The organism is Marcopretia estuarina LEGE 06307, assembly GCF_056633115.1.
Genome location: NZ_JBSJOY010000001.1, coordinates 347,187 through 359,520 on the forward strand (window position 1 = coordinate 347,187; position 12,334 = coordinate 359,520).

Annotated in this window: 11 protein-coding genes; 9 read left to right on the plus strand and 2 right to left on the minus strand. The window is 67.5% G+C overall.

Annotation, left to right across the window (positions count from 1 at the left end; all coding sequences use genetic code 11):
• Window positions 1-174 precede the first annotated feature (174 nt).
• Complete coding sequence (locus ACWJI3_RS01780; protein WP_480202646.1) at window positions 175-726, plus strand: hypothetical protein; 552 nt, start codon at window positions 175-177, stop codon at window positions 724-726.
• Here ACWJI3_RS01780 and cysK read toward each other — a convergent pair.
• Window positions 660-1,646, minus strand: a complete 987-nt coding sequence (gene cysK / locus ACWJI3_RS01785) for a cysteine synthase A (RefSeq protein WP_480202647.1) — start codon at window positions 1,644-1,646, stop codon at window positions 660-662. The genes ACWJI3_RS01780 and cysK overlap by 67 nt on opposite strands.
• 165 nt (window positions 1,647-1,811) lie before the next feature.
• Here cysK and ACWJI3_RS01790 point away from each other — a divergent pair, with 165 nt between their 5' ends.
• The 4 genes from ACWJI3_RS01790 to ACWJI3_RS01805 are packed head-to-tail and all read left to right on the plus strand — an operon-like array spanning window position 1,812 to window position 4,126.
• Window positions 1,812-2,429, plus strand: a complete 618-nt coding sequence (locus ACWJI3_RS01790; RefSeq protein WP_480202648.1) for a MotA/TolQ/ExbB proton channel family protein — start codon at window positions 1,812-1,814, stop codon at window positions 2,427-2,429.
• Window positions 2,426-2,779, plus strand: coding sequence for a hypothetical protein (locus tag ACWJI3_RS01795; RefSeq protein WP_255099426.1), 354 nt, complete (start codon window positions 2,426-2,428; stop codon window positions 2,777-2,779). The genes ACWJI3_RS01790 and ACWJI3_RS01795 overlap by 4 nt, the downstream gene beginning before the upstream one ends.
• A gap of 26 nt (window positions 2,780-2,805) precedes the next feature.
• Window positions 2,806-3,216 carry a hypothetical protein gene (locus ACWJI3_RS01800; protein WP_480202649.1) on the plus strand — a complete coding sequence of 137 codons (411 nt, stop codon included), beginning with the start codon at window positions 2,806-2,808 and terminating at the stop codon, window positions 3,214-3,216.
• Window positions 3,173-4,126, plus strand: a complete 954-nt coding sequence (locus ACWJI3_RS01805; RefSeq protein ID WP_480202650.1) for a hypothetical protein — start codon at window positions 3,173-3,175, stop codon at window positions 4,124-4,126. Before ACWJI3_RS01800 ends, ACWJI3_RS01805 begins: the two co-directional genes overlap by 44 nt.
• Before the next feature lie 85 nt (window positions 4,127-4,211).
• On the opposite strand, the gene ACWJI3_RS01810 is transcribed toward ACWJI3_RS01805, so the two are convergent.
• On the minus strand, window positions 4,212-5,291 hold the full coding sequence (locus tag ACWJI3_RS01810) for a calcium/sodium antiporter (RefSeq protein ID WP_480202651.1): 1,080 nt from the start codon (window positions 5,289-5,291) through the stop codon (window positions 4,212-4,214).
• Window positions 5,292-5,378: 87 nt separating this feature from the next.
• Between ACWJI3_RS01810 and bicA the strand changes: the two genes are divergently transcribed.
• The 4 genes from bicA to ACWJI3_RS01830 all read left to right on the plus strand — a co-directional run bounded on the left by bicA (window position 5,379) and on the right by ACWJI3_RS01830 (window position 12,330).
• Window positions 5,379-7,031 (plus strand): bicarbonate transporter BicA, encoded by a 1,653-nt coding sequence (gene bicA, locus ACWJI3_RS01815; RefSeq protein WP_480202652.1) that lies wholly within the window; start codon window positions 5,379-5,381, stop codon window positions 7,029-7,031.
• A gap of 545 nt (window positions 7,032-7,576) precedes the next feature.
• A complete protein-coding gene (locus ACWJI3_RS01820) occupies window positions 7,577-9,451 on the plus strand; it encodes an NAD(P)H-quinone oxidoreductase subunit F (protein WP_480202653.1) in 1,875 nt (624 codons plus the stop codon).
• A 21-nt stretch (window positions 9,452-9,472) separates the two neighbouring features.
• Entirely contained in the window at window positions 9,473-11,044 is a 1,572-nt protein-coding gene (locus tag ACWJI3_RS01825) for an NADH-quinone oxidoreductase subunit M (RefSeq protein WP_480202654.1), read from the plus strand.
• Window positions 11,041-12,330: a CO2 hydration protein gene (locus tag ACWJI3_RS01830; protein WP_094510730.1), complete on the plus strand. Its 1,290-nt coding sequence runs from the start codon at window positions 11,041-11,043 to the stop codon at window positions 12,328-12,330. The genes ACWJI3_RS01825 and ACWJI3_RS01830 overlap by 4 nt, the downstream gene beginning before the upstream one ends.
• The last annotated feature ends 4 nt before the right edge of the window (window positions 12,331-12,334 follow it).

The following is a 12,334-nucleotide window of genomic DNA, read 5'->3' on the forward strand; positions in this document are numbered from 1 at the left end:
ATACCGTGCCATTGGTTGCCGCTGCGTCAGCTCTGATTGCGAACCAAGGCGCCCATACGGCCGCATGGGCCAGGAATGGCGATGCTGAAAAGGGCGATGCGAGTGATAACGATGGCCGAGTCAAGCACCCCTGCAAGCACCCCTGATGGCAGGCTGCTGATCCCAGCGCATCCCTTGCTCCCACTTTCATTTCCGGCTGATCGGCTCCCCGCCGTGGACCAGGCCATGCGCCTGCGCTGGTTATGGCTGGTCTGGCTGTTGGCGATGCTGTTTCATGTCGACCTGGGGCTGATGCCCCTGTTCCATGGTCAGTCGCCGGAAATCGAGAGCCAGGTGCCGGTGGCGATGCTGCCGCTGCTGTTCGGCGCCATGCTCGGCTACTTCCTGGTACCGCTCGCCTGCCTGGTCACCATCGCCTATGCCGCCAGTGATCCGGGCCATCCCGCCCGCTGGCGGCCATGGCGGCGGCTGCACTTCTGGATCAGCGTGGTGTACACCATCTCAAACCTGCCGCACCTGATCGCCGATATCCTCGTGCCCGACTCACGACCCGATCAGGTGGCGCTGATGGTGGTGCTGGTGCTGATCGGCCTGCTGATCAACCGCGAGGGCTGGGCCTGGTGGCGGGAAGCCGCCCGCATCGCCGGCCCAGCTGCCGCTCAGCGGCCCGCGATCGCCAGCCCGGCCTCGTCGAACACGCCTTCAAACAACACGGAGCTGAGGTAGCGCTCGCCGGAATCGGGCAGCACCACCACGATCGTTTTACCGGTGTAGGCCTCTTCCGCAGCAAGGCGCAGGGCAGCCACCGTGGCGGCACCGCAGGAGATGCCGGCCAGGATTCCCTCCTCGCGCATCAGCCGTCGGGCCATCGCCACCGCCTCCTGATCACTCACTGTCTCCACCCGGTCCACCAGTTCCACGTCCAGGTTGTCCGGCACGAAGCCGGCGCCGATGCCCTGGATCTTGTGGGGGCCGGGCTGGATCGGCTGGCCTGCTTTGGTCTGGCTGATCACCGGGCTGTTCTCCGGCTCCACCGCCACCGACACCAGCGGCTTGCCCAGGGTGTTCTTGATGTAGCGGCTCACGCCGGTGATCGTGCCGCCCGTTCCCACACCGGCCACCAGCACATCGATGGCGCCATCGGTGTCGGCCCAGATCTCCGGCCCGGTGGTGTCGTGGTGGATCTGGGGGTTGGCCGGGTTGGCGAACTGCTGCAGCAGCACGTAGCGGTCGGGGTTGGAGGCGGCGATCTCGCGGGCCCGTCCCACGGCCCCGGTCATGCCGAGCCGGCCCTCGGTGAGTTCGAGCTTGGCGCCGTAGGCCGCCAGCAGCTTGCGCCGCTCAAGGCTCATCGTTTCAGGCATCGTGAGCGTGAGCGGAATGCCGCGGGACGCCGCCACGAAAGCCAGGGCGATGCCGGTGTTGCCGCTGGTGGGCTCGATCAGCTCCTTGCCGGCTCCCAGCAGGCCATCTTTCTCCGCTTGCCAGATCATGGCGGCGCCGATGCGGCACTTCACCGAATAGGCGGGGTTGCGGCCCTCGATCTTGGCCAGCACGGTGGCCTTGCAGTCACCCACCACCCGGTTGAGCCGCACCATTGGCGTGCGCCCGATGCTGAAGCTGCTGTCGGCGAAGATCGTGGTCATCGGAACATCAGTTGGCTAAGAGCAGCCTGGCAGCAACAGGGCCACCTGGCTCGAAGGCTGGGCGTCCTCGCTTACAGCTGCCGCGCAGCCCGCGCCCAAGCCTCCAACAGCAAGGCCAGCGCGGCCTGGAGGGCTCCCGGATGAGGCGGAACCCACGCCAAAGCGGTGAATGGTTTCCACACGTTTGTCAAGTTCTGGCACGACACAGCCCCGGCCCCGCGGCCCCTTAGTTTCGCCATTGCAAAGGAAGGGAAACTGGGCGGCGGCATGGGTTTCGCGGCGCTGCGTGCCGGTGGTCCGGTGATGGTTCCCCTGCTGCTGCTCTCGATCGTGGTGCTGGCGATCGGCGTGGAGCGGCTGCGCTACTGGCAGCGCTGGGGTCTCAGTTCCACCCGCCAGGAGCGCCTCCTGCTCGACACCCTTTCGGCCACGCCCGCAGGCGCCAGCCGCCAGCAACGGGAAGGCCTTGAGCTGGCCCAGCTGGAGCTGGCCATGGCCCAGGGTGAGCCCGTGCTTGAAGCCGCCACCTTGATCGGCCCCCTGCTGGGCCTGATCGGCACCGTCAGCGGTCTGATGCGTGTGCTCGCCGAGCTCGGCCCCGACCTCACCCTGCCCAGCGGCGCCAGCGTGCAGGGTTACGGCGAGGTGTTGGTCAGCACCTGGCTGGGCCTGGTGGTCGCCCTGATCGCTGCGGTGCTGCTGCGCACCAATCAGGGCTTGCGGCAATGGCAACGCAGTCGTCTGGAGCTGGCCTGCCTGCGCGCTGCGGTCGAGGCCCCATGACCTTCCGCCTCCTGGCACTCACCGGTCTCAACCTGATCGCCCTCACCGCCGTGGCTGCCCTGCCCGTTGTTCTGCGGCAGCCGGAGCCGCGCCATCGCGCCACCGCCTCTCAGGGCCTTCAGCCCCACTGGTTTCTGGTGCGCGCCGCCAGCGGCAGCTGGTACCTCGATGGCGCCGCGATCAGTGAAGTGGCGCTGGTGGCTCAGCTGCGTGGCGCCACCAACCCAGAAGGTGTGCGTTTTCTGCCCTCCGATGCCCGCTCCAGCAGGCAGGTGAGCAGCGACCTGGCCTGGCTGCGTCGCCACAGCCGCCAGCCGGTGTGGATCGACCGTCTGCCGGGCCCACTGTGAGACCAGCAGAGCGCGCCAACCCCTTCTTGGGGATTTCACCAGCCCTGGCGGTGCGGCGGATCGGGACGGCCGGCCCGATCACGGCCGGTGAGCAGGGCCTCTGGCTGGCGCTGCTTGGGGCGGCCCTCGGCCTGTTCAGCATGGCGCTGCTTCTGCTGCCTCAGCAGCTCGCCCAGGCGCCCGCCCACCGCGGCCTGGTGGTGCTGCACCTGGAGGCCGATGGGCGGCTGCGCCTCTGGAACCGCACGGTCAACCCGGGCCAGTTGCCCGCCCTGCTGCAGGAGGCCCGCCGCATCAACGCGCAGGCCCGCGTGCGGCTGATTCCCTCCCCCACCACCTCCTGGGGATTGGTGCAGCGATTTCTTCCCCTGCTCGATGCCAGTGCGCTTCCCTTTGACGTTCAACTTCCCTCCCCGTCCCAAGCCCCTGCCTCCTGACGGCCGGCCCCCTGCCGCAGGCCGCAGCCTCCCGCTGCCCGCCTGGGCGCGGGCGGGCGCCAACCGTCGCTGGCTGGCGGCGATCGGCACCTCCCGCTGGCTGCTGCCGGTGGGTATCGCCGTGGGAGCCCATGCCCTCTGGCTCTCCAGCAGCAACCTGACGGTGCGTCCCCGCCCACCGGCCCCGCGCCTGCCGGTGACCGATAACACCCCGGAGCTGCTGCGCTTCAGCAGTGGTGCCCGTCAGCCCGTGGCGCTGGCAGCCAGCTTGAGCACGATCGATCTGCCCTTCGGCAACAGCCTGCCACTGCCGCCGCCGCCGCCGCTTGAGGCCGGCCCAACGACCCCGCGCCGTTCCGCCACTCCGGTGCTGCCGGCTTCCCGCACCGCTGCAGGCAGCGCTGGCCGCGGCGGCCTGGCCTGGGGGGTCCCGCCGGCTGCCTCCGCTGGCCTTCCGGCCAGCGCCGCCTCCGCCCTGGAACTTGTCGCCCAGCTGCAGAGCAAGGCCGGGGCGGCCGCCGCGCCAATTGCTGCTGGTTCAAACGCCACGCCCGCAGACGCAGCCGCCCCGCCGGCGGCAGCGGAACGCCCGGCCATGGACGAGGGCCAGAAGGCTGCCAGCGCCGCCCTGGCCAGGCGTCACCTACGGCTTGGTGCCAACGCCGATCGCCCCTACCGGCTGCTCTGGGACACCGGCGTGATGGCCAGCAACAGGCCCGAGAGCCTGACCGACCTGCCTCAGGGGGTGGAACTGCGCCGCCTGCCCTTGGCGGCTGCCCAGGCCATGGGCCTCAGCCAGCCGCACGCTGTTTCGGTGCACTCCCCCGCAGGGCTGCTGTTGCTGTGGGTGCAGGGCGACCAGCTCTGGTTGATCCGCCAACCTGCCGGACCCACCAGGACAGCCGCTTAAGGGCTGCTGTCCCGCCTGATCACTCGTGGGTGCCCCCTCAGTTCTGGCGAGTGCCGGCTGAGCTCTGCGGCAGCTCCGCCCGGCCTCAGCCGGGAAGGCGACGTGTCTGGCGCCAGTGGCTCATGGATTGCCAGCCCAGCAGCACGATCAGGGCAGGAATCAATGCCATCAGGGTGAAGCGCTCGATCGGGCCGTCAAGGCCGGGGTAGGTATACGGGAGGATCTGCTCAACCAGATAGAGGCCGTAGAGGCCGATCAGGATGCCGCCCTCCAGGCGGGTGATCACCCCGCCGCTGAAGAAGATCGGCAGGCAGGCCACGGTGGTGGCCACCATGATCGGGAAGTCGCGGTGGATCATCACAGAATCCACACTGAGGCCGCGATCGCCGGAGATGAAGGCACAGAGCCCGAGGATCACGAGCTGGTTCAACAGGTTGCTGCCGATCACGTTGCCGATCGCCAGATCGGCCTTGCCGCGCAAGGCCGCCACGATCGAGGTGACAAGCTCGGGCATGGAAGTGCCGGCCGCCACGATCGTGAGGCCGATCAGGGTTTCGCTCACCCCCAGGCTCAAGGCAATGGCCGTGGCCCCTTTGACCAGGATCTGAGAGCCCCAGACCAGCAGCCCCAGGCCGGCGGCGAGCTTGATGAAGGCGGGAAGGTAGCCACCCTTGGCCTCATCGGCATCAATGTCGCTGTCAGCATCGCCGTCCTCCTTGGCGGAGCGGATCTCCCAGATGGTGTTGATCACCAGGGCGGTGAGCAGGGCGAAACCCGCCTGCCAGGTCATGCGCCCAGGCGAGGCCATGCCCCACACCGCCATCGACACCGCCAGCAGGATCGGCACATCGCGCCGGATCAGACGGCTGTGCACCCGCAGCGGCAGGATCAAGGCGCTGCAGCCAAGAACCACGAGCACGTTGAAGATGTTGCTGCCGACGATGTTGCTGACGGCAATGTCGTCGGCGCCCTGGAGGGTGGAGAGCACGCTCACGAACAGTTCCGGAGCGCTGGTGCCCATGGCCACCACCGTGAGGCCGATCACCAGCTGCGGAATGCCGAGCAGCAGGGCGAGCGCCACCGACCCCTGCACGAACAGCTCGCCACCGCCGAACAGCAGCAGGATGCCCACGATGATTTCGACGACGCTGAGCACTGAGGGCACCGGTTGAGGGCGCAATTATGACCTGCGGCCCCTGCCGAATCCGGACACCCTTCGTACGGTGACGGTTCAGAGGCAAGGCGAACCCGCGTGGGCATCACCAACCGGATCAGCCTTCAGAACCTCCGCGGTGACGTGTTCGGCGGCGTCACCGCTGCGGTGATCGCCCTGCCGATGGCGCTCGCCTTCGGGGTGGCCTCGGGTGCAGGGGCCGCCTCAGGCCTGTGGGGTGCCGTGCTGGTGGGTTTCTTCGCCGCCCTGTTCGGTGGCACTCCCACCCTGATTTCCGAGCCCACCGGCCCGATGACAGTGGTGATGACCACGGTGATCGCCACCTTCACGGCGGCCCATCCCGATGACGGGTTGGCGATGGCCTTCACCGTGGTGATCCTGGCGGGCCTGTTCCAGATCCTGTTCGGGGTGCTGAAGCTGGGCCGCTACATCACGATGATGCCTTACACCGTGATCTCGGGATTCATGTCCGGGATCGGCATCATCCTGATCATTCTTCAGGTGGGCCCCTTCCTCGGCCAGGCGATTCCCGCCGGCGGCGTGCTCGGCACCCTGGAGTCCGTCCCACTGCTGCTTGGCGAGATCCAGCCGGTGGAAACGTTCCTGGCCGCTCTCACCGTGGCGATCATCTGGTTCACGCCGGCTCGCTTCAAGAAGCTGGTGCCGCCCCAGCTGCTGGCGCTGGTGGCGGGCACGCTGATCTCGCTGGTGGCTTTCGGTGATGCCGACATCCGCCGCATCGGCGAGATCCCCTCCGGCCTGCCGCCGCTGCAGCTGCCCAGTTTCTATCCCGGTGAACTCCAGCGGATGGTGTTCTACGGGGCCGTGCTTGGCATGCTCGGTTGCATCGACGCCCTGCTCACCTCGATGGTGGCCGACAGCCTCACCCGCACCGAGCACGACTCCAACAAGGAACTCTTCGGTCAGGGCCTGGGCAACGTGATGTCCGGCCTGTTCGGTGGCATCGCCGGTGCCGGCGCCACCATGGGCACGGTGGTGAACATTCAGGCGGGCGGCCGCAGTGCGCTCTCGGGCCTCACCCGCGCGATCGTGCTGATGGTGGTGATCCTGGGGGCCTCGGGCCTGGCCGCCTCGATCCCGATGGCGGTGCTGGCCGGCATCGCCCTCAAGGTGGGCATCGACATCATCGACTGGGGCTTCCTCAAGCGCGCCCACCTGCTCTCGGTGAAGGGCGCCGCAATCATGTACGGCGTGATCCTGCTCACCGTGCTGGTGGATCTGATGGTGGCGGTGGGCATCGGCGTGTTCGTGGCCAACTTCCTCACCATCGAGCGCATGAACGCCCTGCAATCCAGGGGTGTGAAGGCGATCAGCACCGGCGACGGCGAGCTTGATCTCACCCCGGAGGAGAAGGTGCTGCTGGATCAGGGCGAAGGCAAGGTGCTGCTTTTCCAGCTCAACGGCGCCATGATCTTCGGCGTGGCCAAGGCGATCGCCCGCGAGCACAACGCCATCACCGACTGCCAGAGCATCGTCTTCGATCTGGGCTCCGTGTCCCACCTGGGCGTGACAGCGGCACTGGCCCTCGAAAACGCCGTGGAAGAGGCGGTGGAGAAGGGGCGCAACGTGTATGTGGTGGGAGCGCATGGCACCACCCGTCAACGGCTTGAGCGGCTCCGCCTGTTCAAGCTGCTGGATGCCGCCCACACCGAGATCAGCCGCCACGAGGCCCTGCAGGCGGCCGTCGGCCTGCGCAGCGTCGTCGGCTGATCCAGGCGTCGAGGCGAAGCCGCGCCTGCTCTCAGGCCAGTGCCATCGTCAGCAACGATCAGCCGAGGAAGCTGAGGCCTGAGCCCGCCGCCGCTCCCCTTTCGCCTCACCCTCCCGGAGGCCCTTTGACGCTCTGGCCCGCGGGCATGCCTGGCCGGGGCGGAGGGGGCAACGTGACCTTGATCGGCGCCTCGCCAACCTGGGGGGAGCCGGCATCGCCTGGCAGCAGGACGCGCTGCTCCCCTTCGGCTACTGGCTGCGTTTCGGAGTTCCCACCCTGGTGGTGCAGCTGGGGCGGCGGTGCTGCGGCTCGCGGCCTTCGCTGCATTCACCTTCTGTTAATCCGCTAAGTACAAATACGGATTCTGTGCATGGATCTACCGATGCTCGGATCCACGGAGCCTTGCATCCAGGCCTCCAAGGATCAGCCGGCCCACTGATCACGCTTGCTTGGGGCAGCCATTGGCAATACCTCTTCATCCATCCCCCAAACGCCATCGGCCTATCCCTATTGTTCGCGATCATCCCGGAAGCTTCGCGATCAGATGACCGTCCCCCCGCCCGAGACGGCCTCCTTTGCAACGTCCGTCCTTGAGACGGCCTTTCTGATTCCGCTTTATCCCTTGCTGGGAGCGTTCTTCTCCCTGCTGTGGGTGCCCGGGCTCATCTCCCGCACCGGTCCACGCCCCGCCGGCTACATCAACCTCCTGTTCAACCTGGTGGCGTTCCTGCACAGCCTCGCGGCCTGGATCGCTTTCAGCGGCACCCCGCTCACCCGCAGCTGGCCCTGGCTGGATACCGCTGGCCTCTCGATTCGATTCGACGCCACGATCAACACGCCGGTGCTGATCGCCATGACCATGATCTGCGGCATCCATGTGCTGGCTCAGGTGTATGCGATCGGTTATCTGGAGATGGACTGGGGTTGGCCCCGTTTCTTCGGCTGCCTGAGTGTGTTTGAGGCCGGATTGTGCGCACTTGTGCTCACCGATTCGCTCTTCTTCGCCTATGTGGTGCTGGAGCTGCTCACACTTGGCACCTATCTGGTGGTGGGCACCTGGTTCAACCAGTCGCTGGTGGTGAAGGGGGCGCGCGATGCCTTCCTCACCAAGCGGGTAGGCGATCTGGTGCTGCTGGCCGGCCTGGTGGCGCTGCTGCCGGTGGCCGGCAGCTGGAACATCAACGCCCTGAATGCCTGGGCCGAACAGGCCACCCCCAGCCCCGGCCTCACCTTGATCCTGCTGGCCCTGATCGCCGGCCCGATGGGCAAATGCGCCCAGATCCCGCTGCACCTCTGGCTCGACGAGGCCATGGAAGGCCCCTTCCCCTCCACGGTGCTGCGCAACTCCGTGGTGGTGCTGGGCGGGGCCTGGGTGCTGCTGCGCCTTGAGCCGCTGCTCTCGGTGAGCCCCACCGTGCAGGCCGTGCTGGTGGTCGTGGGCGGCACCACCGCCCTGGTGGGCGCCCTGATCGCCCTGGCCCAGATCGATATCAAGCGGGCCGTTTCCTTTCTGGTCAGCAGCTGGCTGGGGCTGCTGTTCCTGGCCGTGGGCGCCGGTGCCGGAGACACCGCCTGGCGCATGCTGCTGGTGTATCCGCTGCCGATGGCCCTGGTGCTGCTGGCCCTGGGCACGGTGGTGTCGAGCAACGTCAGCCAGGACCTCACCCAGCTGGGTGGCCTCTGGTCGCGCCGCCCCTTGATGGGCATCGCTTTCCTGGTGGGTGGCGCGGGCCTGGTGGGGCTGCCGCCGCTGGCCGGTTTCGGCGCCCTGCGCGCCATGACCGCCAGCCTCTCGGACAGCCAGGCCCCGCTGCTGCTCACCGCCGTGGTGCTGCTCACCAATGGCCTGATCAGCGCCGCACTGGTGCGGATCTTCGGGCTGATCTGGGGCGGCAAGCCCTCGGTGTTCACCAAGCGCTCCGCCGAAGTGCTGTGGCTGATGGTGCTGCCGGCGATGGTGGCCACCGGCCTGGTGCTGCACCTGCCGATCCTGATCAACCGCGCCGGTATCGGCGCGGAGTGGGGTCCGATGGCGCTGCCGCTGCTCGCCTCCACGCTGCTGGGAATCACGGCCGGGTCGGTGCTCTATCTCTTCTCCACCGACCACCTGCCCAAGCTGTCCGGACCATTGGCAGGGCTGCAGGAATGGCTGGCCGCCGACCTGCACACTGAAGGCCTCTACCGCCGCACCGTGGTGGGTCTGGTGGTGGCGCTGGCGGCCACCAGCAGCTGGGTCGACCGCATCCTGGTGGACGGCTTCAGCAACCGCAGCGGCGACCTTGCCCTGGAGGGGGCGCGCCGCCTCAGCCTCAGCACCACCGGCCGGGTGCAGGCCTATGCCTTCACCGTGCTGGTGGGGGTGGTGTTGATGGGGCTGTGGATCCTCACCCGCCACACGCCCGCCTTCCTCTCCCTCTGAAGCAGACCACCGAGATCTCCCATGCTGCTCACCCTTCTGCTGCTTCCCCTGGCGGCTGTACTGCTGCTCTGTCTCGCCCCCTTGCCGGGCCCCTGGCCCCGTCGCGTGGCGGTGTTCGCTCCGGCGGTGCAACTGCTGATGCTGCTGTGGCTGGCGGGCCACCCGGTGCCGGAACTCCGCCAGGTCTGGCTGCCCCAGCTTGGTCTGGAGCTTCACCTGGGCCTCGATGGCCTGTCGCTCCCGCTGGCCGGCCTCACGGCTCTTCTTTCCTTCATGGCGGTGTTCGCCACGCCGATCAGCCAGCCGCGGCGGCGCTTCTTCTACGCCATGGTGCTGGCCACCAACGTGGGCCTCACCGGTGCCTTCCTGGCCTGCAACGGCCTGCTGTTCGTGCTGGCCTACGAAATCACGCTGATCCCCACCACCCTGCTGGTGGCGGTGTGGGGCGGCGAGCGGCGTGCCACCGCTGCGATCCGCTATCTGATGTATGGCGCGGTGTCGGGGATGGCCCTGCTGGCGGGCTTGCTGGCCCTGGCCCTGCTCAACCGCAATGGCTTCAGCTTCGCCTACGCCGACATGGCCCAGGCGGTGCTGCCGGAGGGGGCGGAGCGCTGGATCCTGGCCCTGCTGCTGCTCGCCTTCGGCCTCAAGATGCCGATCTTTCCGCTGCACGGCTGGCAGCCGCTCACCTACAGCCAGGCCTCCACGCCCGTGGCCATGCAGCTGGCCGGGGTGGTCTCGAAGCTGGGGGCCTATGGCCTGCTGCGCTTCGGCATCGGCATGCTGGGCGACACCTGGGCCGAGTGGTCGCCGTGGATTGCCGTGGTCGGCATGGTCAGCGCCTTGTATGGGGCCCTCAACGCGATCGCCCAGACGGACATGCGCCGCCTGGTGGCCTTCAGTGCCCTGGGCCACATGGGCCTGCTAGTGCTGGCCCTGGCCGCCGCCACGCCGTTGAGCCTGCAGGGGGCGATCGCCCAGATCCTCGCCCAGGGCATGATCGTGGCCCTGCTGTTCTGCCTGGTCGGCAAGATCGAGGCGAAAACGGGCACCACCGAGATCGCCGCCCTCTCCGGCCTGATGAACCCCAGCCGGGGCCTGCCCTTCACCCTGGGCCTGCTGCTGCTGGCGCTGATGGCAGCGGCGGGTGTGCCCGGCCAGGCCGGCTTCCTGGCGGAGATGGTGGTGTTCCAGGGCAGCTGGCCGGTGTTCCCGCTGCCCACGATCGGTTGCATCCTGGCCTCGGGCCTCACGGCCGTGTATGCGGTGCGCCTGTTCAACCGGGTGGGCTTCGGACGCCTCGACAACAAGACCGCCGACTACGTGAGCACCACCTGGGTGGAGCGGCTGCCGGCCCTGGCCCTCTCCTTCCTGGTGATCCTGGCGGGCCTCTGGCCCCAGATCCTGCTGGGCTGGAGTGAGGACACCACCAGTGCCCTCGCCCTCTCCCGCCCGCCGATCAACGCCCTGGCGATGGCTGCCCCGAGCCCAGCCCTGCCAACGCTCGCCACCCTGCCTTCACTGACGACCCCGGCGCTCCACGCTCCGCTGGCGCCCCTGCACCTGCCCACCTCGCTGGCTCTCCGGCCATGACCGTCACCACTCCCGCCACCGCCCTGCCGCCTTCCACCCACCCCTTCGCTGAGGTGGTGCAGCGGCTCGAAGCCGGCGGCTCGATGCTGCCGGATACGCCGGAAAACCTGATGCAGATCATCGGCATCTACAAGGCCTATGCCGTGCCGATGGATTTCTACTGGCGCGACCTGCTCTACATCGCCGAGCGGGTGTTCCTCGATCCCCTGCCGGCGTTCAAGTATTTCCCGAGTCAGGAGTATCTGGATCTGCCCAATTCCTACGCGGGTGATGATTCCAAGCTGCGCATCTGGCGCGGGCCGGCCACCGCCCACCCGGAGCTGCTGGAGTTCATGGAGAAGGGCGAAGCCGGCAAGCTGCCGAAGCTGCTCCATCACCTCTGGCACGACCGTATCAACATGGAGTTCGCGGAGGCCTGCATGGATGCCATGTTCTGGCACCAGGGCATGGGCGGCCGCTTCTACGACTACCTGGAGAGCGACGCCTACAAGGCCAACGCCGAGCGGGCGATCCTCGCTTACTTCAAAGGCAACCCACTGATGCTGGGCCTGCACAAGCTGTTCCCGGAGATGTTCCTGGAGCAGGTGCGCAAGATGAGCTACTACGCCAATCTTGGCCTCTTCTGGGAGGTGATGGCGCCGGTGTTCTTCGAGATGAGCGACATCTACGATGAAGGGGGCTTCTCTGGTGTGCCAGCCGCCATGGATTTCCTGGTGAACGGCATTTTTGCCGTGGCAGGCCGGCCGATCTATCACCACGTTTACATCGGTGGTGAATGCATCGAGATCATCCCCAAGTCGGAAGGCTTCACCTGGCTGTATGAGGCGGCCCTCCCCTATGTGGAGGCGGTGTTCTATCGCACGGCCCCCTTCCGCGGCACCAAGAGCTACAACGCCCAGGCTGATCAGGTGCCGTCGGAGCAGGCGGATTTCCACTACGGCATCCTCTATGCCGATGTGTTCCCGGTGGGTTCAGCCGGCATCCCGCCCACCCTGCTGATGCAGGACATGCTCCACTTCCTGCCGCCCTATCTGGTGGAGCTCTACCGCAACCACAAGCGCGGCGAAGACGACATCCTTGTGCAGCTGGGCATCACCTTCCAGCGCTCCATGTACAACGTGACCTCAGCGGTGATCCAGGCGCTGCGCTGCGCCCTGCTGTTCCCTCTCGATGATCCCGATCCGGAGCACCTCAAGGCGAACCGCGCCTTCTTCGAGGCCCAGATGGATCGCTTCCTCCGCCCTGAGGCCCGCCTCCGGGATGTGCAAACCCAGGACTACCGCTAGAGAC

Excerpts from the sequence above, each read along its gene's own strand:
- cysK (WP_480202647.1), bottom strand. The coding sequence starts at position 1,646 with ATGACCACGATCTTCGCCGACAGCAGCTTCAGCATCGGGCGCACGCCA.
- ACWJI3_RS01795 (WP_255099426.1), top strand. The coding sequence starts at position 2,426 with ATGACCTTCCGCCTCCTGGCACTCACCGGTCTCAACCTGATCGCCCTC.
- ACWJI3_RS01820 (WP_480202653.1), top strand. The coding sequence starts at position 7,577 with ATGACCGTCCCCCCGCCCGAGACGGCCTCCTTTGCAACGTCCGTCCTT.
- ACWJI3_RS01825 (WP_480202654.1), top strand. The coding sequence starts at position 9,473 with ATGCTGCTCACCCTTCTGCTGCTTCCCCTGGCGGCTGTACTGCTGCTC.
- ACWJI3_RS01830 (WP_094510730.1), top strand. The coding sequence starts at position 11,041 with ATGACCGTCACCACTCCCGCCACCGCCCTGCCGCCTTCCACCCACCCC.